The sequence below is a fragment of the Mycobacterium sp. NTMscope_MAC_12 genome (assembly GCF_976985675.1).
In genome coordinates, this window is record NZ_CDRJYY010000001.1 from 5,623,458 (window position 1) to 5,648,981 (window position 25,524).

At 67.4% G+C, this 25,524-nt stretch carries 26 protein-coding genes, 3 tRNA genes and 1 pseudogene; 11 read left to right on the forward strand and 19 right to left on the reverse strand.

Features of this window, described 5'->3' with window-relative positions:
- Nucleotides 1-16: 16 nt before the first annotated feature.
- The 5 genes and pseudogenes from wzm to AC0KS4_RS26150 all read right to left on the reverse strand — a co-directional run bounded on the left by wzm (nucleotide 17) and on the right by AC0KS4_RS26150 (nucleotide 5,248).
- Entirely contained in the window at nucleotides 17-847 is an 831-nt protein-coding gene (gene wzm / locus AC0KS4_RS26130; protein WP_225329201.1) for a galactan export ABC transporter permease subunit Wzm/RfbD, read from the reverse strand.
- Between the two features lie 176 nt (nucleotides 848-1,023).
- Nucleotides 1,024-1,929: pseudogene (glfT1, locus tag AC0KS4_RS26135) on the reverse strand (galactofuranosyltransferase GlfT1); the annotation flags it as partial.
- Nucleotides 1,926-2,723 carry a galactan export ABC transporter ATP-binding subunit Wzt/RfbE gene (wzt, locus tag AC0KS4_RS26140; RefSeq protein ID WP_225329202.1) on the reverse strand — a complete coding sequence of 266 codons (798 nt, stop codon included), beginning with the start codon at nucleotides 2,721-2,723 and terminating at the stop codon, nucleotides 1,926-1,928. The gene wzt and the pseudogene glfT1, both read right to left, overlap by 4 nt.
- A gap of 20 nt (nucleotides 2,724-2,743) precedes the next feature.
- Nucleotides 2,744-3,193 (reverse strand): bacterial proteasome activator family protein, encoded by a 450-nt coding sequence (locus tag AC0KS4_RS26145; protein WP_225329209.1) that lies wholly within the window; start codon nucleotides 3,191-3,193, stop codon nucleotides 2,744-2,746.
- 81 nt (nucleotides 3,194-3,274) lie between these two features.
- Entirely contained in the window at nucleotides 3,275-5,248 is a 1,974-nt protein-coding gene (locus AC0KS4_RS26150; RefSeq protein WP_238955564.1) for a DUF6541 family protein, read from the reverse strand.
- 129 nt (nucleotides 5,249-5,377) lie between these two features.
- Here AC0KS4_RS26150 and AC0KS4_RS26155 point away from each other — a divergent pair, with 129 nt between their 5' ends.
- Entirely contained in the window at nucleotides 5,378-6,574 is a 1,197-nt protein-coding gene (locus tag AC0KS4_RS26155; protein WP_238955565.1) for a cysteine desulfurase-like protein, read from the forward strand.
- A 76-nt stretch (nucleotides 6,575-6,650) separates the two neighbouring features.
- Here AC0KS4_RS26155 and AC0KS4_RS26160 read toward each other — a convergent pair whose 3' ends face one another.
- On the reverse strand, nucleotides 6,651-7,628 hold the full coding sequence (locus tag AC0KS4_RS26160; RefSeq protein WP_238955566.1) for an NAD(P)H-quinone oxidoreductase: 978 nt from the start codon (nucleotides 7,626-7,628) through the stop codon (nucleotides 6,651-6,653).
- A 37-nt stretch (nucleotides 7,629-7,665) separates the two neighbouring features.
- Between AC0KS4_RS26160 and AC0KS4_RS26165 the strand changes: the two genes are divergently transcribed.
- Nucleotides 7,666-7,752: transfer RNA gene (locus AC0KS4_RS26165), tRNA-Ser, on the forward strand.
- Between the two features lie 6 nt (nucleotides 7,753-7,758).
- Here AC0KS4_RS26165 and AC0KS4_RS26170 read toward each other — a convergent pair.
- From AC0KS4_RS26170 to AC0KS4_RS26185, 4 genes are read right to left on the reverse strand one after another with little or no spacing between them, the layout of a single operon-like run.
- Nucleotides 7,759-8,877 (reverse strand): Rv2629 family ribosome hibernation factor, encoded by a 1,119-nt coding sequence (locus tag AC0KS4_RS26170; RefSeq protein ID WP_238955567.1) that lies wholly within the window; start codon nucleotides 8,875-8,877, stop codon nucleotides 7,759-7,761.
- Between the two features lie 39 nt (nucleotides 8,878-8,916).
- Nucleotides 8,917-9,105: a hypothetical protein gene (locus tag AC0KS4_RS26175; RefSeq protein WP_008263089.1), complete on the reverse strand. Its 189-nt coding sequence runs from the start codon at nucleotides 9,103-9,105 to the stop codon at nucleotides 8,917-8,919.
- A gap of 28 nt (nucleotides 9,106-9,133) precedes the next feature.
- Nucleotides 9,134-10,372: a lipase LipE gene (gene lipE / locus AC0KS4_RS26180; RefSeq protein WP_238955568.1), complete on the reverse strand. Its 1,239-nt coding sequence runs from the start codon at nucleotides 10,370-10,372 to the stop codon at nucleotides 9,134-9,136.
- Nucleotides 10,373-10,397: 25 nt separating this feature from the next.
- On the reverse strand, nucleotides 10,398-11,222 hold the full coding sequence (locus AC0KS4_RS26185; protein WP_238955569.1) for a crotonase/enoyl-CoA hydratase family protein: 825 nt from the start codon (nucleotides 11,220-11,222) through the stop codon (nucleotides 10,398-10,400).
- Nucleotides 11,223-11,245: 23 nt separating this feature from the next.
- Between AC0KS4_RS26185 and AC0KS4_RS26190 the strand changes: the two genes are divergently transcribed.
- Nucleotides 11,246-11,830, forward strand: a complete 585-nt coding sequence (locus AC0KS4_RS26190) for a TIGR03086 family metal-binding protein (RefSeq protein ID WP_238955570.1) — start codon at nucleotides 11,246-11,248, stop codon at nucleotides 11,828-11,830.
- Nucleotides 11,831-11,923: 93 nt separating this feature from the next.
- On the opposite strand, the gene AC0KS4_RS26195 is transcribed toward AC0KS4_RS26190, so the two are convergent.
- Both AC0KS4_RS26195 and hisC read right to left on the reverse strand, forming a co-directional pair.
- Nucleotides 11,924-12,385 (reverse strand): DUF4334 domain-containing protein, encoded by a 462-nt coding sequence (locus AC0KS4_RS26195; protein ID WP_225326042.1) that lies wholly within the window; start codon nucleotides 12,383-12,385, stop codon nucleotides 11,924-11,926.
- 10 nt (nucleotides 12,386-12,395) lie between these two features.
- Nucleotides 12,396-13,463: a histidinol-phosphate transaminase gene (hisC, locus tag AC0KS4_RS26200; protein WP_238955571.1), complete on the reverse strand. Its 1,068-nt coding sequence runs from the start codon at nucleotides 13,461-13,463 to the stop codon at nucleotides 12,396-12,398.
- Nucleotides 13,464-13,547: 84 nt separating this feature from the next.
- Between hisC and AC0KS4_RS26205 the strand changes: the two genes are divergently transcribed.
- A tRNA-Ser gene (locus AC0KS4_RS26205) sits at nucleotides 13,548-13,636 on the forward strand.
- Nucleotides 13,637-13,678: 42 nt separating this feature from the next.
- Nucleotides 13,679-13,751 (forward strand) — tRNA-Arg (locus tag AC0KS4_RS26210).
- Nucleotides 13,752-14,041: 290 nt separating this feature from the next.
- On the opposite strand, the gene AC0KS4_RS26215 is transcribed toward AC0KS4_RS26210, so the two are convergent.
- Genes AC0KS4_RS26215 through AC0KS4_RS26225 form a run of 3 tightly spaced genes read right to left on the reverse strand, consistent with a single transcriptional unit; the run spans nucleotide 14,042 to nucleotide 15,967 of the window.
- The gene (locus tag AC0KS4_RS26215) at nucleotides 14,042-14,551 is read right to left on the reverse strand and encodes a hypothetical protein (protein WP_225326044.1); all 510 of its coding nucleotides are present in this window, start codon (nucleotides 14,549-14,551) and stop codon (nucleotides 14,042-14,044) included.
- Nucleotides 14,552-14,569: 18 nt separating this feature from the next.
- Nucleotides 14,570-15,568: a phosphotransferase family protein gene (locus AC0KS4_RS26220; RefSeq protein WP_238957251.1), complete on the reverse strand. Its 999-nt coding sequence runs from the start codon at nucleotides 15,566-15,568 to the stop codon at nucleotides 14,570-14,572.
- A 39-nt stretch (nucleotides 15,569-15,607) separates the two neighbouring features.
- Entirely contained in the window at nucleotides 15,608-15,967 is a 360-nt protein-coding gene (locus tag AC0KS4_RS26225) for a nuclear transport factor 2 family protein (RefSeq protein WP_238955572.1), read from the reverse strand.
- A 125-nt stretch (nucleotides 15,968-16,092) separates the two neighbouring features.
- Here AC0KS4_RS26225 and AC0KS4_RS26230 point away from each other — a divergent pair, with 125 nt between their 5' ends.
- The 5 genes from AC0KS4_RS26230 to AC0KS4_RS26250 all read left to right on the forward strand — a co-directional run bounded on the left by AC0KS4_RS26230 (nucleotide 16,093) and on the right by AC0KS4_RS26250 (nucleotide 20,082).
- Nucleotides 16,093-17,037 carry a class I SAM-dependent methyltransferase gene (locus AC0KS4_RS26230; RefSeq protein WP_225326046.1) on the forward strand — a complete coding sequence of 315 codons (945 nt, stop codon included), beginning with the start codon at nucleotides 16,093-16,095 and terminating at the stop codon, nucleotides 17,035-17,037.
- 277 nt (nucleotides 17,038-17,314) lie between these two features.
- Complete coding sequence (locus tag AC0KS4_RS26235; protein WP_225326306.1) at nucleotides 17,315-17,554, forward strand: hypothetical protein; 240 nt, start codon at nucleotides 17,315-17,317, stop codon at nucleotides 17,552-17,554.
- A gap of 22 nt (nucleotides 17,555-17,576) precedes the next feature.
- On the forward strand, nucleotides 17,577-17,732 hold the full coding sequence (locus tag AC0KS4_RS26240; protein WP_008263106.1) for a DUF6131 family protein: 156 nt from the start codon (nucleotides 17,577-17,579) through the stop codon (nucleotides 17,730-17,732).
- Between the two features lie 153 nt (nucleotides 17,733-17,885).
- On the forward strand, nucleotides 17,886-18,590 hold the full coding sequence (gene tcrX, locus AC0KS4_RS26245; RefSeq protein ID WP_008263107.1) for a two-component system response regulator TcrX: 705 nt from the start codon (nucleotides 17,886-17,888) through the stop codon (nucleotides 18,588-18,590).
- Nucleotides 18,568-20,082, forward strand: coding sequence for a sensor histidine kinase (locus tag AC0KS4_RS26250; protein ID WP_225326047.1), 1,515 nt, complete (start codon nucleotides 18,568-18,570; stop codon nucleotides 20,080-20,082). Before tcrX ends, AC0KS4_RS26250 begins: the two co-directional genes overlap by 23 nt.
- On the opposite strand, the gene AC0KS4_RS26255 is transcribed toward AC0KS4_RS26250, so the two are convergent.
- Nucleotides 20,079-20,570: a lipoprotein LpqH gene (locus AC0KS4_RS26255; protein ID WP_225326048.1), complete on the reverse strand. Its 492-nt coding sequence runs from the start codon at nucleotides 20,568-20,570 to the stop codon at nucleotides 20,079-20,081. The genes AC0KS4_RS26250 and AC0KS4_RS26255 overlap by 4 nt on opposite strands.
- A 166-nt stretch (nucleotides 20,571-20,736) precedes the next feature.
- Here AC0KS4_RS26255 and AC0KS4_RS26260 point away from each other — a divergent pair, with 166 nt between their 5' ends.
- Nucleotides 20,737-22,614 carry an alkyl/aryl-sulfatase gene (locus AC0KS4_RS26260; protein ID WP_238955573.1) on the forward strand — a complete coding sequence of 626 codons (1,878 nt, stop codon included), beginning with the start codon at nucleotides 20,737-20,739 and terminating at the stop codon, nucleotides 22,612-22,614.
- A gap of 7 nt (nucleotides 22,615-22,621) precedes the next feature.
- On the opposite strand, the gene AC0KS4_RS26265 is transcribed toward AC0KS4_RS26260, so the two are convergent.
- From AC0KS4_RS26265 to AC0KS4_RS26275, 3 genes are read right to left on the reverse strand one after another with little or no spacing between them, the layout of a single operon-like run.
- The gene (locus tag AC0KS4_RS26265; RefSeq protein ID WP_238955574.1) at nucleotides 22,622-23,590 is read right to left on the reverse strand and encodes an NADPH:quinone oxidoreductase family protein; all 969 of its coding nucleotides are present in this window, start codon (nucleotides 23,588-23,590) and stop codon (nucleotides 22,622-22,624) included.
- Nucleotides 23,590-24,213 carry a TetR/AcrR family transcriptional regulator gene (locus tag AC0KS4_RS26270; RefSeq protein WP_238955575.1) on the reverse strand — a complete coding sequence of 208 codons (624 nt, stop codon included), beginning with the start codon at nucleotides 24,211-24,213 and terminating at the stop codon, nucleotides 23,590-23,592. The genes AC0KS4_RS26265 and AC0KS4_RS26270 overlap by 1 nt, the downstream gene beginning before the upstream one ends.
- The gene (locus AC0KS4_RS26275; RefSeq protein ID WP_238955576.1) at nucleotides 24,194-25,477 is read right to left on the reverse strand and encodes an acyl-CoA dehydrogenase family protein; all 1,284 of its coding nucleotides are present in this window, start codon (nucleotides 25,475-25,477) and stop codon (nucleotides 24,194-24,196) included. The genes AC0KS4_RS26270 and AC0KS4_RS26275 overlap by 20 nt, the downstream gene beginning before the upstream one ends.
- Nucleotides 25,478-25,524: the final 47 nt, after the last annotated feature.

The window sequence follows — 25,524 nt, forward strand, 5'->3', positions numbered from 1 at the left end:
TGACAAGGCGGGAACGCTAAACCCAGTAGGGCACCCGGGCGCGGTATTGGCGCATCGCGATGGCCGCGAACACCCAACCGACGGCCGTCAACACCAGCACCACCGCCCAGTGCCGCAGCTCCTGGTGCGCCCCGAGCAGCGGCGCGCGAACGATGTCGAGGTAGTGCAGCAGCGGGTTGAGCTCGACGATGCGGGACCACCGTCCGGCGCCCTGCTGGCGCAGGGTGTCGTCGTTCCAGATGATCGGCGTCATGAAGAACAGCAACTGCACGACGGAAAAGAGCAGCGGACCGATGTCGCGGTAGCGGGTCGCCAGGATGCCGAAACACAGTGACACCCATATGCAATTGAGCACGATCAGCGCCAGCGCGGGAATCACCGCAAGGTCGGCCCACGACCACGGCTTGGGATAGATCACCGCGATCACGACGTAGATGACGATGTTGTGCGCGAACAAGATGACCTGCCGCCACACCAGCCGGTAGACGTGCACGCTCAGCGGGGTGGGCAACTGCTTGATCAGTCCCTCGTTGGCGACGAACACGTCGGCGCCCTCCAGAATGGCGGCGTTGATCAGGTTCCAGATGATCAGGCCCAGCGTCACATACGGCAGATGCACGGACAGCTCGAGGTGAAACAGCTTGGAGTACAAGCCGCCCATGGCGACGGCGGTGGTCCCCGTCGCGATGGTGATCCAGAAGGGACCCAGCACCGAGCGCCGGTAGCGCTGCTTGATGTCCTGCCAGCCCAGGTGCAGCCAGAGCTCGTGACGACGGAAGCCGTCGACCAGATCGCCGCGGGCGCGGGTGAATGTCCGCGACTGTGCCGCCGCGTCAAGGAACGTCATCGGGGTCCTCCCGGTCTAAATGGTGGCGACCCGCTTCGCCCGGCTGCGCCGCGCTCGCGATCGCCACTGGGCCGGGATGGTGGCGACCCGCTTCGCCCGGCTGCGCCGCGCTCGCGATCGCCACTGGGCCGGGATGGTGGCGACCCGCTTCGCCCGGCTGCGCCGCGCTCGCGATCGCCACTGGGCCGGCCGAACTGTTCACGACGTCCCAAGCGCCGCAAGCGGATCCACTCGGCCAGACCACGGGGGTCGCGACGGGTCACCAGAAAGAACCAGCCGAACCGAACCCATTCCTGCACCACCAGCTTGCGCAGCCCGGGCTGTGACTGCAGGTAACCGCGGTTGCGGTAGGTGAAGAACCGCTTGGTGGCATTGTCGGGATACTGGGTGTGCATGCGTCCACCGAGGATCGGGCGGAATTCGTCGGTTCCGCACGGATGCAGGTAGACCGCGTCCAGGCAGGTTCCGAACGGCAGGCCGGAACGCACCAGCCGTCGGTGCACCTCCACCTCGTCGCCGCGGATGAACAGCCGCAGATCCGGGACGCCGACCGATTCCAGCGTGGCCGCCCGGAACAGCGCGCCGTTGAACAACGACGCGATGCCGCGCAACAGGTCCTGCCCAGTTTCAGTGCGCAATTCGCTTGCGCGCCTGCGCCATACCAAGCCGCGGCGCAACGGAAACGCCAGCCGCTCGGCATCGTCCATATTGCACACCATCGGTGACACCTCGGCCAGGCCGTGCTTTTCCGCGCACGCCAGCAGGGTGGCCAGAACGTGGGAATCCTGCGGGCGTCCGTCGTCGTCGGCCAGCCACACCCAATCGGCGCCTTGGGCCAACGCGTGCAGCATGCCCAGCGCGAAGCCGCCGGCACCGCCGAGGTTGCGTCGCGATCCCAGATAGGTGGTTGGAATGGGTTGTCCCGCAACCAGTTCGCGGACCCGGTCATCGCCCGAGAAATCGTTGTCCACGACGATGAGGTGGTCGGGTAGCCGGGTCTGCGTGCTCAGCACATCGAGGGACTTGGCCAGCTCGTCGGGGCGCCGGTGGGTGACGACGACGGCGACGACGGTGTCGCTCATGGCTGTCCGGCCGTCTCGGCCAGCACCTCGCGCACGTGCCGGGCCGCGTCCTCCCCCTCATACGCCCGCACGACGTCCTCGATGCCGCCGGTCATGCGGATGACACCGTGGTCGATCCACATCGCCGTCTTGCACAGCCGGGCCAGGAATTCGTTGGAATGGCTGGCGAACACCAGGATTCCGGACCGCTCCACCAGACCCTGCAGCCGCGACTGGGCCTTCTTCATGAAGTCGGCGTCCACCGCGCCCAGGCCCTCGTCGAGCAACAGGATCTCGGGATCGATGCTGGTGACCACGCCCATCGCCAGCCGGACCCGCATGCCGGTGGAATAGGTCCGCAGCGGCATCGACAGGTAGTCGCCCAGCTCGGTGAACTCGGCGATCTCGTCGACCTTGGACTGCATCTGCTTTCGGGTCTGCCCGAGGAACAGGCCCCGGATGATGATGTTCTCGTAGCCGGAGATCTCCGGGTCCATCCCCACGCCGAGGTCGAAGATCGGCGCCACCCTCCCGGTGACCTGCGCCCAGCCCCGGGTGGGCTCGTAGATGCCCGAAAGTAGGCGCAGCAGAGTCGATTTCCCCGCCCCATTGTGGCCGACCAGGCCGACCCGGTCGCCCAGCTCGAGGGACATGGTGATGTCCCGCAACGCTTCGACGACGACCACGTTGGAGTTGTTGCGTCCGATCGTGCCGCCCGCCCTGCCCAAGACTGCCTTCTTCAACGAGCGCGACTTCGCGTCGAAGATGGGAAATTCCACCCACGCGTTGTGCGTCTTGATGTGCGGACCCGACACCGTGAACTACCCGAGGTCGCTTACAGGTACTGGCCGTGCCCGGGCGCCCCGCCCGGCTTGCCGACGCCCGGGGGAAGCGCGCCCTGGCGCATCTTCTCCAGCTGGGCGCGGGCGGCCATCTGCTGGGCGAACAGCGCGGTCTGGATGCCGTGGAAGAGTCCTTCCAGCCAGCCGACCAACTGCGCTTGGGCGATGCGCAATTCGGCGTCCGACGGCGCGGCGTCCTCGTTGAAGGGCAGGGTGAGGCGGTCGAGTTCCTCACGCAGTTCCGGCGCCAAGCCCTCTTCCAGTTCCCGGATGCTGGTCGCGTGGATTTCGCGCAGCCGGTTGCGGCTGGCGTCGTCCAGCGGCGCGGCGCGCACTTCCTCGAGCAGTTGCTTGATCATGGTTCCGATCCGCATCACCTTTGCGGGCTGCTCGACCAGATCGGTCAGGGAGCGCTCGTCGGAGTCGTCGTCGGCGATCGCCATGATCCGCGGGTCGACACCGCCGATGACTTCGACGTCGTCATCATCGTTGCGGGTACTCAATACTTCACCATCCTTTGTGGACTATGGGTGTGGCGGCGTGCCGCTTGGTCGCCATTCATAAATTCGGGCACCGCCATTGTCGTAGATCAGCGCCCACGACTTCGACTTATCCAGTGACACTAGTCCTTCGGGTACGGCGAACCCCCGGACAGTCGGCGAGCTCGTGTAGATGTACCGGATATTGAGCGCTTTGATCGCCGCGAGGACCCTCGGATCGGAATCGCCCCGGCGCGCCGAGGTCCAGAAGATGTACCGGTTGGGGCCCGGGCCCATCTGTTGTGGGTAGTCGTAGTGCGTCCATAGCGGGTGCAGGTCGGCGACGGCGTACATCCACGCGGTGCCGTCGGTGTTGGCGTTGCCGATCAGGGTCTCGCGGGCCCCCGGCAGCTTGGCCAGGTAAGCCATGGCCATCAGGTCGCGTTGGTCGATCATCACCGAGTCGTATTTGTCGCCGAACAACCACAGGTGCCGATAGAGGTAGTGGCGCGCGCTGAGCAGCGTGGTCGCCACCAGCAGAACGGCGGTGGCCGACACCCAGACCGGGGCCGGCAACGGTTTGTACCGGCCCGACACCCGTCGGGCCGCGGCGACGACGCCCAGCACGATCGCGAACAACGCGATGCCGGCCATCGGCTCCAGCAGCAGGGTGGTGGCGGCCGCGATCCGGCGCGGATCCTTGTAGAAGAATTCGCCGAACATTCCGGCCACCGCGCCGATCGGGCCGCCGATCGGATTTCCGGCGTCGACGTTCACCACGATCAGCAGCAGCCACAGGGCCAGCGGCCACCAGATCCGTTTGACCAGCAGGATGACGCCGCCGATGGCGGCCAGCCCGATCAGCCCGTACTGGACCGGGAAGTCGTTGAGGTGGCGGGAGTGCTGGAAGACGGCGTCGAAAAGCCCCCGCTTCTTGCTGAGGTAGGTGAGAAACGAGTGCCCGGCGATGATGTCTTCCTGCTCCTGCACGCTGATGAACTGGGGCAAAAGGATCAACCCCGACACCACCGCGACGCAGGCCAGCGCCGCCACGTCGGCCAGCCTGCCGCGCACCGGATGCCACAGCGCGTCCAGGAGCCACCAGGCCAGCAGCAGCAACAGCACGATCACACCGCCGGTGATGTGCACCGACATGACGCCCACCAGCGCCAGCACGGCCGCGGGGATGCGGTCGCGGTGGCGCAGCGTGGAGGTGATCAACACGAACGCCGGCACCGCGGCGCCGTAGGCCGCCAGGTTGGGCATCGCGGCGACGGCGAACTCGACGTAGGGGACCGCGGTGAACGATGCCGCCAGCGTGGCGGTGGTCGCCGCGGCTCCCGCGGTGCGCCATTCGCCCCAGGTCGGGCGGAGCAGGCGCCAGGTGAGCATCGCCGCGCCGGTCGGAAACAGCCACACCGAGGCGGCGACCGAGCTCAACGTGTATCCGGTGGTGGGCGCCGCCCCGGTCAGCTGGCAGAACACCGCGGCCAGGGCGTGGAACACCGACGGGTAGTACAGCGTGTGGTGTGTCTCGACGTTGCGCAGCTCGCCCATGTGGGTGGACGACGCCTGGCCGGTGTCGAGGATGAACCGCACCTCATTGGCGTGCCAGACCGCATCCCACGTGCTCGGGATGGTCTGCCAATGGCCGTCCAGGCCGCGGTAGGCGGCCCACATGATGAGCAGGGCCCCCAGCGCCACCCCGGCCGCCACCGTGATCGCCGGCCAGCGGCCGACCCTGCGGGTCTCGGCGTCGCGGTCGCGGTAGCGGCCGAGCAGCAGCTGGAAACCGATCATCACCAGGCACATCACGGCCAGCGCCGCCAGCGCGGTCCAGCCGTTCCACGGTATTCCGATGGCACCAAACGGAATAATGGCGAGCGCCACCACGCCGTAGGTCAGCGCCGGACCCACCGCAACAGCGACCGGCCACGACAACTGACTGATACGTGCGATGATCGCCCCGGGCGCTATCAGCAAAAACAATGCAATGAGCGTTCCGAACCAGAGCCCCACTCGACTAGTATGGCTGGCCGGGTGCCCTGGCTCGGGAGGCCACCGATTGACCGGCACGGCTTGGAGCCATTCAGGGCACCCGCTACCGTCACAGTTTCGCAAAAAACGCGGAAGCCTAAGGTGGCCCACATGGCATACGACGTCGCCCGGGTGCGCGGACTGCATCCGTCACTGGGTGACGGATGGGTACACTTCGACGCTCCCGCCGGGATGCTGATTCCCGACTCCGTCGCGACGACGGTGTCGACGGCTTTCCGCAGGTCCGGTCCCACCACCGTGGGGGCGCACCCGTCGGCGCAGCGCAGCGCCGCCATCTTGGAGGCGGCCCGGGCGGCGGTGGCCGATCTGTTCAACGTCGAGCCCGCGGGCGTGGTCCTGGGCGCCGATCGTGCGATCTTGCTGTCCGCGCTGGCGGAGGCGTCGTCGTCGCGGGCCGGCCTGGGCTACGAGGTCGTCGTCAGCCGCCTCGACGACGAGGCCAACATCGCCCCGTGGCTGCGGGCGGCGCACCGGTACGGGGCCAAGGTCAAGTGGGCCGAGATCGACATCGAGACGGGCGAACTGCCGACGTGGCAGTGGGAGGGCCTGATCGGTAAGTCCACTCGGCTGGTCGCCGTCGCCTCGGCGTCCGCGACGATGGGCACGGTCACCGACCTGCGCGCGATGACCAAGCTGGTGCACGACGTCGGCGGCCTGGTGGTCGTCGATCATTCCGCCGCGGCGCCCTACCGGCTGCTCGACATGAAGGAAACCGACGCCGACGTGGTGGCGGTGAACGCCGCCGCGTGGGGCGGCCCGCCGATCGGGGCGATCGTGTTCCGCGATCCGGCGCTGCTCAACTCGTTCAGTTCCATCTCGACCGACCCCAAAGCGACGGGCGCGGCGCGCCTGGAGATCGGCGCGCACCAGTTCGGACTCCTGGCCGGGGTGGTCGCCAGCATCGAGTACCTGGCGTCGCTCGACGAATCCGCCCGCGGCACCCGGCGCGAACGCCTGGCGGTCTCGATGCAATCCGCCACCTCGTATCTGAACCGGATCTACGACTACCTGATGGTGTCGTTGCGCTCGTTGCCGTTGGTGATGGTCATCGGCCGTCCCGAGGTGCGGATCCCGGTGGTCAGTTTCGCCTTGAACGGCGTGCCCGCCGAACGAGTGGTGCAGCGGTTGGCCGACAACGGGATTCTGGCCGTCACCAACGAAAGCTCCCGCGCGCTCGACGTGCTGGGGGTCAACGACATCGGCGGCGCGGTCACCGTCGGGCTGGCGCACTATTCGACGACGGCCGAGGTCGACCAGTTGGTGCGCGCGCTGGCGTCCCTGGGCTGACCCTTTTGGCCGCGAGCGTAACGTCACGGCGAAAATCCGGCCCGAAAATCGCAGCCACGTTACGCTCGCGAATCCGCTAGACGGTCAGCACGATCTTCCCGGTCACCTTGCCGGCCACCAGTTGTTGGTGCGCGTCGCCGGCCTGTTGGATGGGCAGGCGGGCGCCGATGATCGGCCGCACCCGGCCGTCGGCGAGCATCGGCCACACCGAGGCCGTCACCGCCTGCACGATTTCGCTTTTGCTGTTCGGCCCGGTGACCGGGCGGGCGCGCAGCGTGGTGCCGATCACCCGCGCTCGCTTGGCGAGCAGTTTGCCGATGTTGAGCTCGGCCTTGATGCCGCCCTGCATGCCGATGATGACGAGCCGTCCGTCGCTCGCCAGGGCGTCGATGTTGCGGTCCAGGTAGGCCGCGCCCATGATGTCGAGGATCACGTTGGCCCCAGCGCCGTTCGTCTCGTCGCGCAGCCGCGCGACGAAGTCTTCGTCGTGGTAGTTGATGGTGATGTCGGCGCCCAGGTCGCGGCAGAAATCGAGCTTCTCCGTCGAGCCGGCGGTGACAGCCACCCGGGCCCCGAGCGCCCGCGCGATCTGGATCGCGTGGCTGCCGATGCCGCTGGCCCCGCCGTGCGCGAGCAGGAGTTGGCCCCGGCTCAGGCCCGCGATCAGCACCACGTTCGACCACACCGTGCAGGCCACCTCCGGCAGCCCGGCGGCGTCGACAAGATCCACACCGGACGGGATCGGCAGCACCTGGCCAGCCGGCACGGCGACGTACTCGGCGTAGCCCCCGCCGGCCAGCAGCGCGCAAACCTCTTGCCCCGCAGACCATTCCGAGACACCGTCGCCGACCTCGGAGATGACGCCGGACACCTCCATGCCGATGGTCTCGCTCGCACCCGGCGGGGGCGGATACTTGCCGGCGGCCTGCAGCACGTCGGCGCGGTTCACCCCGGCGGCGGCCACCTTGACGACGACCTCGCCGGGCCCGGCGGATACGTCGGCGACTTCTTGCCAGGAGAGTTGATCGGGGGATTCGGCGACGATGGCTCGCATGGCGGCCACGCTACCGGCCCCCGTTACCCTTGTCCGTGGTGGCGTGGCAGAGCGGCCTAATGCACTCGCCTTGAAAGCGAGAGACGGCTAACACCGTCCGGGGGTTCAAATCCCTCCGCCACCGCCCTTCTCACTCGGCGTTCTGGTGCAGCGTGGGCGCGTAGCGCAGCACCGCACCCACCCCGTCGGCCGGGGAGATCCGCTCGTCGGTGCGCACCAGGGCGGCGCCGACCGAAATCGCGGACACCGGCAGCGCCTCGTCGGCCCGCAGCGTCTTCGCGGGAGCGGCGCCTTGCTCGGAGAGCACGTTTTCGTTGGGGGCGACGGTCGTCAGGCCCTCGTCGGCAACCACGGTGGCGTCGCCGATGTCGCCGATGATCAGCGTCTCCACCGCGCCTTGCCGCAGCGCCGAGCAGACGGGACCGAGTCCCTCGGCCGCCAGCCCCGATCCCCGCCCGATTTCGGCGGTAAACCGTTGTGCCGCATCGTCGATCGTCCGAAGCTGGCGCTTGACGAATTCGGCTTCGATGGCCCGCTCGATCTCGCCGAAGTCGTGGCCGCTATGCCGCGCCCCGACCTCGAGCGCCACAGCGCGATCGTGCAGCCTTTCCGGCAGCGCGGCCAGCAGGTCGGAGCGCGATCGCACCTCACCGACCACGAAGATGACCTCGATCGCCTTGTCGTCGGCGAGTTCGGCGACGCGATCGGCGACCGCGCGCACGTTCTTGCGGGCGGCCTCGTCGGTGCGCAACTGGGGATCACCGTATCCGGCGGTCTCGGCCCCCGCGGCCTTGTGCACGGGGTAGCCCCCGCCGTCGACGGTCTCGGTGCGCAGCGTCCCGCCGATGTGGGTCGTGATGTCGGCGCCGCTGTGGTCGACGACCGCCAGGACATAGTCCGGGTGATCGAAGCTCTGCTCCAGAATCGGTACCAGGTAAGGCAATTCGGATACCCGGACCACGTTCGCGGCGGGGCCGCGGGCCAGGTGCTCGTTGATCACCACACCGTCGGCGCTGGCGATCACCGCCCGTCCACTTCGACCGATCGGCGGACGCAGGTTCATCGCCGCGTCCTCGATCGTGTCGATCACCGCTGCGGCGGCGCGGGAGCGTTCGAGGTCTTCCTTGATCGCCCGCCACTTGAGCTCGAGTTGAGCCTCGGCGTCATGGGTGTCGTGCGAGTCGTCGAAATACACCGAGACGAACGGCCCCGGTGCGTCCAGCAGTTTGCGGAAGCGTTGCGAGTCCATGCCTTGTTGGTTGCCCCGCGAGCCGGAGGACAAACACCGTCAGCTTCGATCGCCCTCGCTGTCGTCGAAGAAATGCCAGTCGCCGTCGTGCTCGACTTCCATGCGCCAGCCGAGCTCGCTGTTGTCGGCTTTGTTGTCGACGAACCATGCGTGTGCGTCGTCGGCGCTGTCGATGTCTTTCGTCGCGACGACGTCGCCTTTCGGGTTGAGCACTCGATAGGTAGCCATGACGGCAGGGTTCCCACTGCCGTGGTCGCTAACCCGTGGGGATCTCGGCGGCGATCGTGTCCATCAGGGCCGTGTACCTGCGGGCTTCCGGATCCCGGCCGGGCTTTCCGCTGCTCACCACGCCGGCCGCCAGCCTGCGTGCGGGGTCGGCCCAGATCGCGATGTTGACCAGGCCGAGGTTGCCGAACGCGTGCGGCGCGTTGCGCCCGAACGGCCCCCACCGGTTGGTGCCGAGGATGTAGCCGGTGCCCCAGCGGGCCGGCTGCAGCCCGACCGCGAAATCCGGTCGCAGCCTTCGGCATTCGGCTATCGCACCGTACATGGTCTCCGGGCTGATCACCCGTACGCCGTCGAGTTCGCCTCCGCGACGCCAGATCTCGGCGAACCGCGACATCTCCTGGGCGTTCGACACCGTGTTGGACGACGGGATGATGGTGGTCAAGAACAGCGGGGAGTTCGTGTACGGGATGATCTCGTGCACGGTTCCGCCGATCGCCTTGCGGAAGATCTGGGCGACCACCGGCGGAAGCGTTCGCCCGGTGGCGTGGCTCGGCGCGACCAGCGGGAGGTCCTTCTCGGCGACGCCGAAGTTGGACCACCGGAAGCCGAGTGGGTCGAGGATCTCGGTGGCCAGGATTTCGCGAATTTCCTTGCCGGTGGCCGCGTACACGATCTCGCGCACCAGCGGACCCCAGGTCAGCGCGTGGTACATGTGGAACAGCCCGGGGCGGTACAGCGGCCGCAATTCGCCGAGCTTCTGCTGCGCGTACTCGTGGTCGTCGGCGCGCGTGACGTCCGGCCGGGGGCCGGTCGGGAATGGCAGCCCGGCGCTGTGCGTCATCACGTGCCGGATGGTGATCCGGTGCTTGCCGTGGCTGGTGAAGGTGGGGATGTAATCGCAGACGCGGTCGTCGAGCGAGAAGACGCCCCGCTCGGCGAGCATGTGCACCACGGTCGCCGCCATCCCCTTGGCCGCCGAGTACACGCAGAACGGGGTGTCGGGCGTGACGGGGATCCGCTCGGCGTCGGGCGGGTCGCTCGGGGCGTTGCCCCAGCCGTGGCCGATCGCGCGGTTGAGCACGACGCGCCCGTGATGCCGGAGGCACAGCTGGATGGCCGGATGGAAGCCGGCCCGGTACCAATGCCGCGCTGCCTGCCAGATCCGGTCTATTGCGGCACTGTCGATTTCGGAGTGGTCTTCGGCACCGATCGTCGTCACCGAGTCCAGGTCGGCCGGGAGGCGGATCTTGCCGTCAGGAGTTGTCACCTCAGCGAGGGTACGTGTCCCCGGACTACTCCCCGGTGAACTGCGGCGGACGCTTCTCGAACGTCGCCGCGATGCCCTCGGTCAGGTCCTTGGACGGCAGGAACGCCGCGTTCCACGCGGCCACATACCGCAGGCTCTCCGAGACCGCCGCGATGCGCTGCTGGTCGAGGACGTCCTTGATGCCGTGGACGGTCAGCGGGGGATTGGCGGCGATCTCCGCGGCGGTCGCGTGGGCGGCGGCCAGCGTGGCCTCGGCGTCGGCGTACACGTCGTTGACCAGGCCGATCTTCTCGGCGCGGGCCGCGTCGATGTCCTTGCCGGTGAGCGCCAGCTCCCGTAGGTGGCCGTCGTTGAGGATCAACGGGAGGCGGGCCAGGCTGCCGACGTCGGCGACGATGGCGAGCTTCACCTCACGCACCGAGAACTTGGCGTCGGCGCTGGCGTAGCGGATGTCCACCGCCGAGATCAGGTCGACGCCACCGCCGATGCACCAGCCGTGCACCGCGGCGATGGTGGGGGTCCGGCAGTCGGCGACCGCGCTGATCGCGCCCTGCATGCGCTTGACCTCGCGGTGGAAGACGGCGCGCGGGCCGGCCAGCGCGTCGCCGGACAGCAGCGGGGTGAACGACCCGCCCATCGCCGGCACGTCCAGGCCGTAGCTGAAGTTCCTGCCCGAACCGGTCAGCACGATGGCGCGCACCTCGGGGTCGGCGTCCAGCTCACCGAACAGCTCGGGCAGCTCGGACCAGAAGGCCGGCCCCATCGCGTTGCCCTTGCCCGGCCCGATCAGCGTCACCTGGGCGACGTGGTCTTTCTTCTCCACGGTGACGGATTCGTATGCTTGCGCCATATCGAGACCGTAGCGTGGCGAATATGGCTCCTGACTTGCGACCCGGTCCGCATTCCCCGCCGACCGACGAGCTGCACAGCGCCGAGGACACCCTGGGGGTGCTGCAGCGGGTGCTGCACACCCTCGCCGACGACGACCTGTCGTGTCGGACGCCCTGCGCGGATTTCGACGTGGCGCAGCTGACCGAGCACCTGCTCAATTCGATCAAGGCCCTCGGGGGCATGGTGGGCGCGGAAATCCCCGAACCCGCCGAAGGCGATTCCGTGGAACGACAGATAGTCGCCGCGGCGCGGCCGGCGTTGGATGCCTGGCACCGCCACGGCCTGGGCGGATCGGTGCCGTTCGGCAAGGGTGAGATGCCCGCCAAGAGCGCGTGCGCCGTCCTGTCGATCGAATTCCTGGTGCACGCCTGGGATTACGCGACCGCGACGAAGCGCGAGGTCGACGCCCCCGAGCCGCTGTCCGAATATGTGCTGGGGTTGGCCCGCCGCATCATCCGCCCGGAGCTGCGAGGTGGCGCCGGGTTCGACGACCCGGTCGACGCGCCCGCCGACGCCGGCGCGCTCGAGCAGTTGGTCGCGTTCACCGGCCGCAACCCGGCGCGATAGTCCGCTCTTCGGCTTTCGCCCCGTCGAGTGTGAAGCCTGGGCTTTGGGTGTGAAGCCACGGCGGGTCCGCTCGACGGCTCTCTCGCCGCGGCGCTAGACCCGCTCGAGGTAGAAGTAGTAGTACTTGCCGTTGTCGCGGACGCCCTTGCCGTTCATGATGCCCATCACGGCGTTGTCGTCGATCTTCTTGAAGTGATCGTGCACCGGCTGGCCGTCGTAGACCATCGTGGCGGTGACCTCCCCGCGGAAGTCCTCCAGCCACAGGCTGGCCTCGCCCTTGCCCATTTCCACGTTGGAGAACTTGTTGCCGTCGGCGTCCAGGCAGACCAGCGGCTGCACGTCGCTGACGGATTTGAACGTCTTGCCGAACCACCCGGCCTTTTCCAGCTGGCCGTTCATCTTGTGGCCGGTCTGGAACTCGCCGCCCTTCCACTCGCCGAGCATTTCCTCGATCGCCGCGGGCGATAGCTCTGCCCAGAATTCGTCGAGCTCGGAATCCGCGATGTCGCCGCTGCGCTCTTTGAACTCGGTGAACTTCTTGCGGGCGAGGTCCACGGACGACTCCTTACGGTTCGGTGCGGGCAATCCAGTCGCAGGCAAAACGCAGCAGGGCGTCGTTTTCCTCCGGCGCACCAATGGTGACACGGATGCCCTCGGACGCGAACGGCCGCACCACCAGGCGCGCGTTGGCGGCCTGCTCGGTGAAATCCATGGTGCGCGACCCGAGCGGTAGCCAGACGAAGTTCGACTGCGACGGCGGCAGGTCGAACCCGGCGTCGCGCAGGGTGTCGCTCACACGGGTGCGCTCGGCGACCAGCGCGTCGGTGCGGGCCATCAACTCGTCGGAGGCCTCCAGCGACGCGATGGCGGCCGCCTGCCCGACGTTGGTCACCGCGAACGGCATGACGACCTTGTCCAGCGCGGTGATCAGGTCGGGTTGGGCGATGGCGTAACCGACCCGCAGGCCCGCCAAGCCGTACGCCTTCGAAAAGGTCCGCAGCACAACGACATTGCTGTGGGTGAGGGCCAGCTCCAGGCTGTTGGGCAGCATGCCGTCGCGGACGTACTCGACGTAGGCCTCGTCGATGGCGATCAGGATGTGCGACGGCACCGCGTCCACGAAACGCGCCAGGTCGTCCGGGTCGACGACCGTGGACGTCGGGTTGTTGGGGTTGCAGACGAAAATCAGCCGCGTGCGGTCGGTGATCGCCGCGAGCATCGCGTCGAGGTCATGGGTGTGGTCGGTCAACGGCACCCGGACGGTCGTCGCGCCGGACACCTGGATGATGGGCAGGTAGCACTCGAAGCTGCGCCAGCCGATCATCACCTCGTCGCCGGCCGCGGCGGTGATCTGAACGAGCTGCTGGCACAACGTGACCGAACCGCTGCCGACCGCGATGTGCTCGGGGGCGACGTCGGAACCCAGGTGCATGGCCAGCGCCGCCTTGAGGTCCACGCTGGCGTTGTCCGGGTAGCGGTTGACGACGGCGATGGCCCGCTCGATCGCCGCATGCACACTGGGCAGCGGGCCGTAAACCGTCTCGTTGCTGGCCAGCTTGATCGAACCCGGGACGTTCTTGCCGGGCACATACACTGGCAGTCCGGCCAGTTCGGAGCGCAGACGGGCGGTCACTTCGACAGTTTATGTCTCAACTGTGTACAGTATGGCCGGTTCCGCGAGACCGGAAAGGGGTCGGTACCCTCAGAAAGTCCAAAGGGAGGCGTGCCAGAGCGGCCGAATGGGGCTCACTGCTAATGAGTTGTCCCCCTCAAAGGGGACCGGAGGTTCAAATCCTCTCGCCTCCGCTGGGTCCTTGAACGGAACACGGAACGACAACTGAAGAACAAGCGCCCGTAGCTCAACGGATAGAGCATCTGACTACGGATCAGAAGGTTAGGGGTTCGAATCCCTTCGGGCGCGCTCAGTCATTTCGTGCGCAAACGTGTTACAGGCAGCAGGGTCTGCGCGTAATATCAGCGGCCTCGGGCATCAGTTCAGTTCCGTGCGAACATCGGGGTTGCGCTATGTCCCGTGTCACCAAAATCCTCGCCGCCCTGGTAATCGCGTCCAGCGCCTTGCTGACGTCGGCTTGCGGTTGCAGTACAAGCGCAGCAGGTGTCACCACTTGCACTTTGTTGTAAGCGGCCGAATTCTGTTGTGCCCTCGGGTTTGACGGAACCTGGGGACACCCACCCTGGCAGGACCGGCCGCTAGCGTCCCCCGAACGGCCCACCGAATGGCCCGCGACGGGGCGGCTCGGTCACCGTTTGGGTGACGGTGCTGGTCTCGGTGCTCGGCGTCACGGTGACCGTGCTGGGTGAGACCGTCGTCGTGGGGGTATCGGTGCTCGGCGGCGGGACGGTCTCGGTGACGGTCTCGGTCGGCCCGCCACCACCGCCTCCGCCGTGGTGCCGCGGCGGCTCCGTTGTCGTCGTGGTCACCGGCGCGGTGGTGGACGGTGTCGGCGTCGTGGTCGTTGCCGGGCTGGGCGCCGGCGAAGGGCTGGCGAGCTTGACCGCCGCGAAGACGATCGCGCCCAGCAGTAGCGCGCCGATGGCGCCTGCCGCGACCAGCACGGCCGGGCGCCGGTACCAGGGCGTCGGGGGCCCGGGCGGCGGGGGTTCGGGCGGTGCGGGCACGGCGTCGTAATAGCCGCCGCCGTACCGCGCGGCCGCGGTGGGTTCGGAGTAGTAATCCGGTTCCTCGGGATGGGGCGGCACGAGACGAATGCTAGCGGGTCAGGCCGGGCTGTCGATGAGGCGCAGCGCCCGCTCGAACAGGTGCACGGTGGCGGCGTGCAATTGGTCGCCGACCTCCTTTTCCGCCTTTCCCGCGCAGGCCCGGGCCAGCGTCCCCTCGATCACGATCCCGAGCTTGAAGCAGGCCAGCACCGTGTACCAGGTGATGTGTGACAGGTCGCGGGTGGTGTTGGCGGCGTAGCGCTGGAAAAGCTCGTCGGTGCTGGCCAGCCCGTCCTGCCCGCCCAGGGCGTGGCTGAACACGGCCGAACCGTCGGGCTGGCGCCAGGTGGCCAGCAGCCAGCCCAGGTCCAGCAGCGGATCGCCGATCGTGCACATCTCCCAGTCGACGATCGCGACCACCTCCGGGCCCGTGCGCGAGAACATCACGTTGGCCGCGTGGTAGTCGCCGTGCATGATGCCCGGCGTCCAATGCGCCGGCCGGTGACGGTCCAGCCAGGCCGACACCTCCTCGATGCCGGGGATCTGCGGGCCGGGATATCCCTCGTAGTCGTTGTAGGACTCGAGCTCGGAAAGCCAGCGCGGCACCTGGCGCTCCAAAAAGCCCTCCGGCTTGCCGAAGTCGGCGAGCCCGACGGCGACATGGTCGACGGCGCCGAGCTTGGCCAACGCGTCGGCCATCGACAGCCCCATGCCGTGTCGCACCTTGGCATCGCCGGCATGCAATGGCGGCAGGCCCTCGCCGGCGTTGAATCCGTCGACCGGATCCATCAGGTAGAAGACCGCGTCGCCCAGCACGGCGGGGTCCTCGCAGACGGCTATCAGGTGCGGATGGGGAACATCGGAACCGGCCAGTGCCGCAAGGACTTTCGTCTCCCGCAGGATCACGCTGTTGCTACGCGGCCGCAGGTGGCGTGGCCCGCGCCGCAGCACGTAGGGCCGGCCGGCCCTGTTGAATCGCAGCATGACGTTCTGCGTTCCGCCGGTGACGTTGGAGACGTCTTCCAGCGGGCCCTCGCCGAGCCCCTGCCCGGACATCCATTCCGCTACGGCTTGAAGATTCACGTGGTCCACTGCTCAGCCCTTCGGGTGTGGCGTGTATCGGACCGTCTGCGCAGCGATCATGCCGTCACGGAACACGAAGGTGTCGACACCGTCGTCGACCCGGCTGGCGGCCGAATCGGCGGCCCATTCCAGGAACAGCACATCGCCGTCGAAGAGCTGGGTTTTCAAGTCCCAGTTGGCATCCGGCAGATCGGCGAGCAGGTGCGCGAACACCTGGCGGATGGCGTCCTTGCCGCGCGCGACGCCGGCGGGGCTGATCAGCACGGAGTCCTCCGCGTAGTCGGCGAGGATTTCGTCAAGGTCGCCCGCGGCCAGCGCCGTGCCGTGGTGGGCGAACACTTCCTGCGGCGTACGCGACGGGGTGGGCGTCATGGCACTCCCTTGCAACCTGTGGACCGTCTGGGAAAAAGACTAGGGCAGGGGCGACGCGCGGCATCCGGTGGCGGCGACTGGAAGAATAGTGTGCATAACTTACTTTCTGGGGAAGGGAACTGGCGATGCCGCGGACCGACAACGATTCCTGGGAGATCACCCAAAGCGTCGGCGCCACCGCGCTCGGTGTCGCCGCTGCCCGCGCCGCGGAGACCGAGAGCGAGAACCCGCTGATCAACGACCCATTCGCGCGGGTGTTCGTCGACGCCGCGGGCGAGGGGATGTGGAGCATCTATGCCGATCCGGCGCTGTTGGCCAAAGCGGCCGACATCGAGCCCGATCTGCGGGCTCGGCTGCAGCTGATGGTCGACTTCATGGCCACCCGGACGGCGTTCTTCGACGAGTTCTTCCTGGGCGCGGCCGACGCCGGCGTTCGCCAGGTGGTGATCCTGGCGGCCGGACTGGACGCGCGCAGCTGGCGGCTCCCGTGGCCCGACGGGACGGTCGTCTACGAGCTCGACCAGCCCAAGGTGCTGGAATTCAAATCCGACACGCTGCGCGAGCACGGGGCGCAGCCGACCGCGCGGCTGGTCAACGTCCCGATCGACCTGCGGCAGGACTGGCCGAAAGCATTGCAAGACGCGGGGTTTGACGCTTCCCGCCCGGCGGTCTGGTCGGCCGAAGGGCTCGTTCGCTACCTGCCGGCACAGGCCCAGGACTTGCTGTTCGAGCGGATAGATTCGTTGAGCGCCGAAGGCAGCTGGCTGGCCTCCAACGTGCCCGATTCGGGTTTCACCGACCCCGACCGTGTGCAGCGCCAGCGCGAGGACATGCGCCGCATGCGGGCCGCCGCCGCCGAACTGGTCAACGCCGAGATCACGGACTTCGACGACCTCTGGTATCCGGAGGAGCGCACGCCCGTCGACGGCTGGCTGCGGGGCCGCGGCTGGGACGTCGCGACCGCGACGTTCGCGGAGTTGATGGACCGGTACGGCCGCCGGATCCCGCAGGGCGCGGAGGATTCGATGCCGCCCACCCTCTACGTGTCCGCGCAGCGGCGAGCGGGCTGATCGGACGCTGAGATCGAAAGTGCCGCTGCTGATTAGCGGCTCGTCGCACGCCATTTCGGGTGGAAATGCCGCGGGTCGGGCTGAATCCTCGAATTAGCTGAGCTAATCCGGAAGGCAGGGCTCCCCGGGCCCCGGCGGCGCGAGGGGCCGGTTCCCGCGCCGACTACCTCTGACGTGCCGGGATGTGCCGACAAGCGCTGCCGCATAACCCATTGCATGTTTAGACGTAAGTCGAATGGGTAACTTCACGTCCACGAGAAACTTCTTCTCGACCACAATGGAGGTCACGATGCGTGGCAGCGGGATCATCGGAACGGTTGCTTTGGTGTGGTTGCTGATCGGAGCCTTCGCGGCGTGGCAACGGGATTACTTCAAAAACGACCAGACGACATGCGCCTCCGCGGGCACGGTTGCGGTGACGGTGATCGCCGGACCCTTGAATTACTTTGGCGTCAATCCGAAAGTCACGGATTGTCATCTGCCGCAACCAAGTTCAATGCAATCGGTCAGCCTCTAACCCTCACCCGAAGGAAGTCGAAATGGTTATCTTAGGAATTGTCCTGCTTGTTCTCGGGTATTTCTTCCACGTACCCGTGCTGACCACGCTGGGAATCGTGCTGCTGGTCATCGGCGCGATCCTCTGGATTTTGGGCTCGATCGGCCGCCCGGTCGCCGGTCGGCGCTACTGGTATTAACCGCTTCGGCCGAACACCGCGATCGCGCGACTGCCCGGGCAGTCGCGCGTTTCGTTTCACAGCGCGCGCATAGGTTAGTCATAGGCTCGGCTCAGTCGGTAGCGGATACTGGGTGTTGTGACCCAACCCCGAGCCTCTGTAGAGCGGGTTGTCATGTGTCGTGCAGACGGCAACCCCATCAACGTGCTGGTCGTAGACGACGAACCCGTCCTGGCCGAAATGGTGTCGATGGCGCTGCGGTACGAGGGCTGGAACATCTCCACCGCCGGGGACGGGGAATCGGCCATCGCGGCCGCCCGCAACCAGCGTCCCGACGTGGTTGTGCTCGACGTGATGCTGCCCGACATGAGCGGCCTCGACGTCCTGCACAAGCTGCGCGGGGAGATCCCGCAGCTGCCGGTGCTGCTGTTGACGGCCAAGGACGCGGTGGAAGATCGCATCGCGGGGCTGACGGCCGGCGGCGACGACTACGTCACCAAGCCGTTCAGCATCGAAGAGGTCGTGCTGCGCCTGCGGGCGCTGTTGCGGCGCACCGGGGTGACGACCGTGGACAGCGGCGCGCAGCTGGTGGTCGGGGACTTGGTGCTCGACGAGGACAGCCACGAGGTCACCCGCGCCGGTGAGCCAATCTCGTTGACCTCGACCGAATTTGAGCTGCTGCGCTTCATGATGCGCAACTCCAAGCGGGTGCTGAGCAAGGCCCAAATCCTGGACAGGGTATGGAGTTACGACTTCGGCGGCCGGTCCAACATCGTCGAGCTCTACATTTCCTACCTGCGCAAGAAGATCGACAACGGTCGCGATCCGATGATCCACACGCTGCGCGGCGCGGGTTATGTCCTCAAGCCGGCCCGCTGACCCGCGGAGGGTCTGGTCCCTCCGGCTGCGGCTGCTGGTCGGGCAGATCGTCGTCTTGGCGATCGTGTGCGTCGGCATCACCGCGGTGACCGAACTGGCGCTGAACCACCACCTGGTGAAGCAGCTCGACGGCCAACTCGCCGGGACCTCGTTCCGATCGGCGCTGATGTACCCCGAACCGAACCATCCGGGATGGCACCACCACCAGCATTCCTACTATCCGAGGCCGGGCCCCGGCCCCCGCTTCCTGGATGCCCCGGGTCAGCCGGCGGGCATGGTCGCGGCGGTGGTCAGCCACGGCAAGACCGTCGACGCCGGCTACCTGACCAGCAGCGGCACCCGGGATGACCTGACCCCGGCCGCCCAGACCCAACTGGAACAGATCGCCGGCAGCCGCGCGCCGGTCACGCTGAACCTGGACGGCCTTGGCCTCTACCGCGTCGTCGCGGCCCCGAGCCGCAACGGCAGCGACATCATCGTCACCGGCCTGTCGATGTCCAACATCGACGCCACCCTGATCCGGATGCTCGTCATCTTCGGGATCGTCACCGCGGTCGCGCTGGCGGCCGCGACGATCGCCGGGGTGGTGATCATCAGGCGGGCGCTGGCACCGCTGCGCCGCGTCGCCCAAACCGCGGGCCAGGTCGCCGACCTGCCGCTGTCGCGCGGCGAGGTCGAACTGCCTGTGCGCGTACGCGAATCGGACGCAAACCCCTCCACCGAAGTGGGACAACTCGGTGCCTCGCTCAACCGGATGCTCGACCACATCGCGGAAGCGCTTTCGGCGCGGCAGGCCAGCGAGACTCGCGTTCGTCAGTTCGTCGCCGACGCCAGTCATGAACTGCGCACGCCCCTTGCCGCGATCCGGGGCTACACCGAACTGACGCAACGGATGGGTGACGACCGCGAGGCGGTGGCGCAAGCGATGAGCCGGGTGGCATCCGAGACCGAGCGGATGACGCGCCTGGTGGAGGACCTGCTGCTGCTGGCCCGCCTGGATTCCGGCCGGCCGCTGGAACGCGAATCGGTCGATCTGTCGCGGTTGGCGGTGGATGCGGTCAACGACGCTCACGTCGCGGGACCGGATCATCAGTGGGAACTCGACCTGCCCGAAGAACCGGTGCTCGTCACCGGTGACGCGGCGCGGCTCCACCAGGTGCTGACGAATCTGCTTGCCAACGCCCGCGTCCACACCGGCGCCGGCACCGTGGTGACGACGCGCTTGAGCACCGAACCGTCGCACACCGTGCTGCAGGTCATCGACAACGGACCCGGCATTCCGGTGGCGCTGCAATCGGAGGTCTTCGAACGGTTCGCCCGCGGCGACTCCTCGCGCTCGCGCAAGGGCGGCAGTACCGGGCTTGGCCTGGCGATCGTCTCGGCCGTGGTGAGGGCGCACAACGGGACGATCGCGGTCGACAGCTCACCGGGCCGCACCGAGTTCACGGTGCGGTTGCCACCCAACGGATGGCAACCGCCCGCATCGGCCTAGCTGTTACAGGTCACATTGATTTCGAACGGCTTGTTCACCGGCTGCATGGGATTGGCCATGTCCACCCCGGTGGCGGTGCCGCTGATCTTGTAGCTGTTGCCGTCCTTGCTGGCGGTGGCATTGCCCTGCCCGGTGCCCGAGGTGTAGCCGAGCGTCACGCCGTTGACATTGCCCAGCCCAACGGATTTCACCTGTGGGGGGTTGCCGTCGCTGAGCACGGCGGCGATGCCGGTCGCTGCGCCACCGATCGCGATGTTGATGGTGCCGCCCGCATTTGTGCACACGACCGAACCGGTGACGTTCTGGTCCTTGCCGTCGATGGTGACCTTCGTACCGGCGGCACCGCCGGTGCTTGCCGACGCGCTGGTACCCGAGCTACTTGCGGAACTGCTCGCGCTCGTTCCCGACTTGTTACCACCCGAACAGCCGGAAATAGCCGCGGCAAGAATTGCCGCTCCAGCCACCGCGACCGTCAATTGACGCTTCACCTGTTCTCCTTTGCCCGATAGTTGCGGACCTCGGCATCGAGGGCCGTCTGGGCAGTATGCGGGTTAACTGGGCCGAGAATCCAGAACCCGGAGAAATTGTTGCGGTATACATTATTTGGTCGGTGAAACGCCTTTCGCGGACCGTTGCATCAATGGCAAGGTGTAGGTGGTGGATCACAAGCCTCCCAGTCCTGTCATCGAGTCCGCCCACCGCGAACAGGTCCTGCCACTCCAGGACGTCGCCGATTTCCGCGATGCGGACCGCGGATTCATTGCGGCCTTGTCGCCGTGCGTGATTCGGGCGGCCGACGGTCGAGTCGTCTGGGACAACGATGCCTACGCGTTCCTGGACGGCCCCGCCCCGACGTCGGTCCATCCCAGCCTGTGGCGGCAGTCGACGCTGACCGCCAAACAGGGCCTCTACGAAGTGGTTCCGGGTACTTACCAAGTCCGCGGTCTCGACATCTCCAACGTGACGTTCGTGGAGACCGACAGCGGCATCATCGTCATCGATCCGTTGACCTCCACCGAGGTGGCCGCGGCGGCGCTGGCGCTGTATCGCGAACATCGAGGCGGCGACCGGCCCGTCGTCGCGGTGATCTACACCCACAGCCACGCCGATCACTTCGGCGGCGTACTGGGCGTCACCTCGCAGGCCGACGTCGACGCCGGCACGGTAGCAGTGCTGGCGCCGGAAGGCTTCATCGAGCACGCGGTCTCCGAAAACGTCTACGCCGGACCGGCCATGACGCGACGGGCGTCCTACATGTACGGCACCCTGCTGCCGCGCGGGCCCATGGATCAGGTCGGCTGCGGGCTCGGCCAGGCGCCCTCCACCGGCGAGGTCGCTGTCATCGTCCCCACCATCGACATCCGCACCACCGGTGAAAAGCACACGATCGACGGGGTGGAGATCGAGTTCCAGCTGGCGCCCGGCACCGAGGCGCCCGCCGAAATGCATTTCTATTTCCCGCGTTTCCGGGCCCTGTGCATGGCCGAGAACGCCACCCACAATCTGCACAACCTGCTGACCCTGCGGGGCGCGCTGGTGCGCGACCCACACGCCTGGTCCGGATACCTCACCGAAGCGATCGACACGTTCGCCGACCGCGCCGACGTCGTATTCGCCTCCCACCATTGGCCGACATGGGGCAAAGACAGCATCGTCGAGTTCCTGTCGACGCAGCGCGACTTGTATGCCTATTTGCACGACCAGACGCTGCGGTTGCTGAACCAGGGTTACACCGGCATCGAGATCGCCGAAATGTTCCAGATGCCACCGGCACTCGAGCAGGCCTGGCACACGCACGGCTACTACGGCTCCGTGAGCCACAACGTCAAGGCGATCTATCAGCGCTACATGGGGTGGTTCGACGGCAATCCGGCCAGGCTGTGGCCGCACCCTCCCGAGGCGCTCGCGCCCCGCTATGTCGAGGCGATGGGCGGCGTCGACCGGGTCGTCGACCTTGCGCGTCAGGCGTTCGACTCGGGTGACTATCGTTGGGCCGCAACGCTATTGGACCACGCGATCTTCACCGACAGCGAGCATGCCGGCGCGCGCGCCCTGTACGCCGACGCGCTCGAGCAGCTCGCCTACGGCGCCGAAAACGCGACCTGGCGCAACTTCTTCCTGAGCGGGGCAACGGAGTTGCGCGACGGCAACTTCGGCACCGCAACTACCACCGCTTCAGCGCCCATGATGTCCCAGCTGACACCCGAGCAGATCTTCGACGGCCTGGCGATCCGGGTCAACGGCCCGCGCGGCTGGGATCTCGACATCGCCATCGACGTCACCTTGGGCGACTCGGCAGTCACCCATCGGCTCACCCTGCGCAACGGCGTGCTCGTGCACCGCAAGGCGGCGCCCGACCCCGCGACGGCGTCCGTCACGGTCAAGCTGGTCAACAAGATTCGGCTGCTGGCCGTGGCGGCGGGCGACTTCACCTCGCCCGGCCTGGAGCTATCCGGTGACCGGGGTGCGCTGCAGGCCTTGCTGGATGTGCTCGACGGGCCGGTCCCGGATTTCAACATCGTCACACCGTGACAGCGCATCACCCGACGTCGATCACGACCTTGCCCAGCACCTTTCGGTCGGCGACATGCCGCAACGCGGCGGCGGTCTCGGACAGGGGGAATCGCGCGCCGATGTACGGCCGGACCGTACCGGCGGCGAACATCCGCGATAACTCCGCCATGTCGCGGACGGCATCGTCGGGGTAATCGCTCAGGAAGGTGCGGATCTCCATGCCCCGCACGCAGATGTCTTTGAGCAGAATGAGATTGAGCGGAATGGCCGGGATCGTGCCCGCCGCATACCCCAGTGTGACAAAGGTGCCGCCACGCGCGAGGCCGCGCAGCGCCGGTTCCGAATACGGTCCGCCGACCGGGTCCAGGACGACTCGGGCGCTGTCGCCGGTGAGTTCGCGGATCCGCGACTTCAGGTCCTCCCGGTCGTAGTCGACGGTCGCCTCGGCGCCGCGTTGCCGGCACAGCTCCAGCTTTTCCGGACTCGACGCCGCGGCCAGCACCCGTGCCTTCATCGCCACCGCCAGATCGACGGCGGCCACGCCCACGCCGCCCGCGGCACCGAGCACGACGACCCAATCTTCCTGCGTGACAGCGGCGGTCGAGCGCAGGGCGTGATAGGCGGTGCGGTAGGTGACACCGAAGGCCGCGGCGGACGCGAAGTCGGCGTCGTCGGGCACGGGCTCAGCCTGGCTCGCGTCGAGCAGCGCCTGCTCGGCGAAGGCTCCGAAGGTGGTTCCGGATACGCGCTGTCCCGGACGGAACGGCGCACCCTCTCCGGCGGCGATGACTTCGCCGGCGATCTCATTGCCGGGGATGAACGGCGGTGGGATCTTCACCTGGTACTTGCCGGCGATGAACAGCACGTCGGGGAAGTTGACCGCGGCCGCGCGCACCCGCACCAGCAGCTGGCCGGGCCCCGGAACGGGGTCGGCGACCTCGTCGATCACCAGGTCCTCAGGTGTGCCGTAGGAACGACAGATCACCGCGCGCATCAATTGGCCCCCAGTCCACGTAAACAGAACCGCACCACGTGTGCGATGTCGTCGGGCCCCGGCTCGTCGCCCGAGCCCACATAGCGGCGCAGGGTCGCCGCCGTGCAGCTGAACACCGCCTCGACGTCGCGTTCGACGTCGCTACTACCCAGCGCCGCAACGGGTTCGACGAGCAGCTCGCGAAGCGGGCGCATCATCTCCTGGTCGGCCGCGCGCCAACTCGTGCCGGCCGACATCTGCCCGGCCGCCGCGCGGGTCATGCTGATCAGATGCGGGTCGGCCACCTGTGCGAGCGTTCCCTCGATCCATCGCGCAACCTTGTCGTGCGGCCTGGACTCCTTGGCCATCTGGTGTTCGAGGTAGGACACGACGATGGCCACCCCGCGTTCCATGACGGCCAGGATGAGATCGTCTTTGCCGGCGAAGTAGCGGTAGAACGCCTTGTTCGACGAACCCGCCTCGGCGACGATGTCGCTCACCCGGGGCGGCTCGGGCGCCACGCGTTCCATCACGCGCACCGCCGCGGCCAGGATGCGCTCCACCTCCTCGGTGGCTTCCCGCTGACGGTCATCCAGCGCCCGCTCTACCGCCGCGGTCACCCGGTTAGAGGTCAACGAGGTCACCGTATTTGGCGCGGGCGGCCGCACGCCGCACGTCGAGCATCTCGCTGGGCCAGTCACCTTCTTCGGCCTCATACCCCTTGAGCAGCATCCGCGCCAGGTTGACCTTGTGCGCCTCGGTCGGCCCGTCCGCCAGGCCCAGCGCGATGCCGCCCAGCAACACGTTGACCAGCGGCAGCTGGTCGGTGAGCCCGAGCGCGCCGTGCACCTGGATGGCCCGCAGGGCAATCGATTTGAGTACCTGGGAGGCCAGAATCTTGCAGGCGGCGATCTCCGCGCGGGCGGCGCGCTCGTCGCCCTGGTCGATCAGCCAGGCGGCGTGCAACACGGTCAGCCGGAACGGGATCAGCTCGGTGTAGGAATCGGCGACGAACTCCTGCACCAGTTGCTTGTCAGCCAGCAGACTGCCTTGGGTGAAGCGGCTTTTCGCGCGCCGCGACATGATCTCGACGGCACGCTGCGCCATCCCGATGGACCGCATCGCGTGATGCAGTCTCCCCCCGGCCAGCCGGGTCTGCAGTATCAAAAAGCCCTGGCCTGGTTCGCCCAGCAGGGCGTCGGCGGGCACACGCACGTCGTTGTAGTGCACCAGGGAATGCCCGGGCTCGTGCGGATCCGCGCCGACCAGGTGGTGGTTGGCTTCCAGGACCAGCCCGTCGGTCCCGGCCGGGATCAGGAACGTCGAGGCGCCGGTATGGACCGGTACGTCGGGATCGGTGATCGCGACGACGATGAAGAAGGAGGCGACAGAGGCGTTGGAGGAGAAGTACTTTCGGCCGGTGATCACCCAGTCGTCTCCATCGCGGACCGCGCGGGTGGTGAACACCCGCGGGTCGGCGCCGCCTTGAGGTTCGGTCATCGAGAAGCAGGAAAAGATCTCCCCGGAGAGCAGCCCCGCCAGGTAGCGGTCCTTTTGCTCCTGGGTGCCGAAGCGAGCGATGATCTCGGCGTTGCCGGTGTCGGGCGCTTGCGTTCCGAACACGATCGGCGCCCACGGGCTGCGGCCCAGGATCTCGTTGATCAGCGTCAGCTTGACCGCGCCGAAGCCCTGCCCGCCGAGCTCGGGGCCCAGATGCGGCGCCCACAAACCCTTGTCGCGCACCTGCTGTTTGAGCGGGTCGACGATTTTTCGCCGCTCGTCGTTCAGCGGGAGGAATTCGCAGCCTCCGAATAGCACCTCCAGCGGTTCCACTTCGTCACGGACGAAGCCGCGGATCCACTCCAGCTTCTCCTCGAACTCCGGCTCGGTAGAAAAGTCCCAAGACATCGAATGCTCCTACTCGGTCATTGGTGGCGACCCACTGCGCCCGGCCT

Bases quoted from the DNA above. Each gene is read 5' to 3' on its own strand.
- AC0KS4_RS26145 (WP_225329209.1), bottom strand. From the start codon at position 3,193: ATGGCGATCGCCGACGACGACTCCGACGAGCGCTCCCTGACCGATCTG.
- AC0KS4_RS26225 (WP_238955572.1), bottom strand. From the start codon at position 15,967: ATGACGCCCACCCCGTCGCGTACGCCGCAGGAAGTGTTCGCCCACCAC.
- AC0KS4_RS26175 (WP_008263089.1), bottom strand. From the start codon at position 9,105: ATGGCTACCTATCGAGTGCTCAACCCGAAAGGCGACGTCGTCGCGACG.
- AC0KS4_RS26185 (WP_238955569.1), bottom strand. From the start codon at position 11,222: ATGGCGCAAGCATACGAATCCGTCACCGTGGAGAAGAAAGACCACGTC.
- AC0KS4_RS26275 (WP_238955576.1), bottom strand. From the start codon at position 25,477: ATGTCTTGGGACTTTTCTACCGAGCCGGAGTTCGAGGAGAAGCTGGAG.
- tcrX (WP_008263107.1), top strand. From the start codon at position 17,886: ATGTGTCGTGCAGACGGCAACCCCATCAACGTGCTGGTCGTAGACGAC.
- AC0KS4_RS26170 (WP_238955567.1), bottom strand. From the start codon at position 8,877: ATGGACTCGCAACGCTTCCGCAAACTGCTGGACGCACCGGGGCCGTTC.
- AC0KS4_RS26230 (WP_225326046.1), top strand. From the start codon at position 16,093: ATGCCGCGGACCGACAACGATTCCTGGGAGATCACCCAAAGCGTCGGC.
- wzm (WP_225329201.1), bottom strand. From the start codon at position 847: ATGACGTTCCTTGACGCGGCGGCACAGTCGCGGACATTCACCCGCGCC.
- AC0KS4_RS26155 (WP_238955565.1), top strand. From the start codon at position 5,378: ATGGCATACGACGTCGCCCGGGTGCGCGGACTGCATCCGTCACTGGGT.
- AC0KS4_RS26220 (WP_238957251.1), bottom strand. From the start codon at position 15,568: ATGTCCGGGCAGGGGCTCGGCGAGGGCCCGCTGGAAGACGTCTCCAAC.
- AC0KS4_RS26160 (WP_238955566.1), bottom strand. From the start codon at position 7,628: ATGCGAGCCATCGTCGCCGAATCCCCCGATCAACTCTCCTGGCAAGAA.
- AC0KS4_RS26250 (WP_225326047.1), top strand. From the start codon at position 18,568: ATGTCCTCAAGCCGGCCCGCTGACCCGCGGAGGGTCTGGTCCCTCCGG.
- AC0KS4_RS26190 (WP_238955570.1), top strand. From the start codon at position 11,246: ATGGCTCCTGACTTGCGACCCGGTCCGCATTCCCCGCCGACCGACGAG.
- AC0KS4_RS26265 (WP_238955574.1), bottom strand. From the start codon at position 23,590: ATGCGCGCGGTGATCTGTCGTTCCTACGGCACACCTGAGGACCTGGTG.
- AC0KS4_RS26240 (WP_008263106.1), top strand. From the start codon at position 17,577: ATGGTTATCTTAGGAATTGTCCTGCTTGTTCTCGGGTATTTCTTCCAC.
- AC0KS4_RS26235 (WP_225326306.1), top strand. From the start codon at position 17,315: ATGGAGGTCACGATGCGTGGCAGCGGGATCATCGGAACGGTTGCTTTG.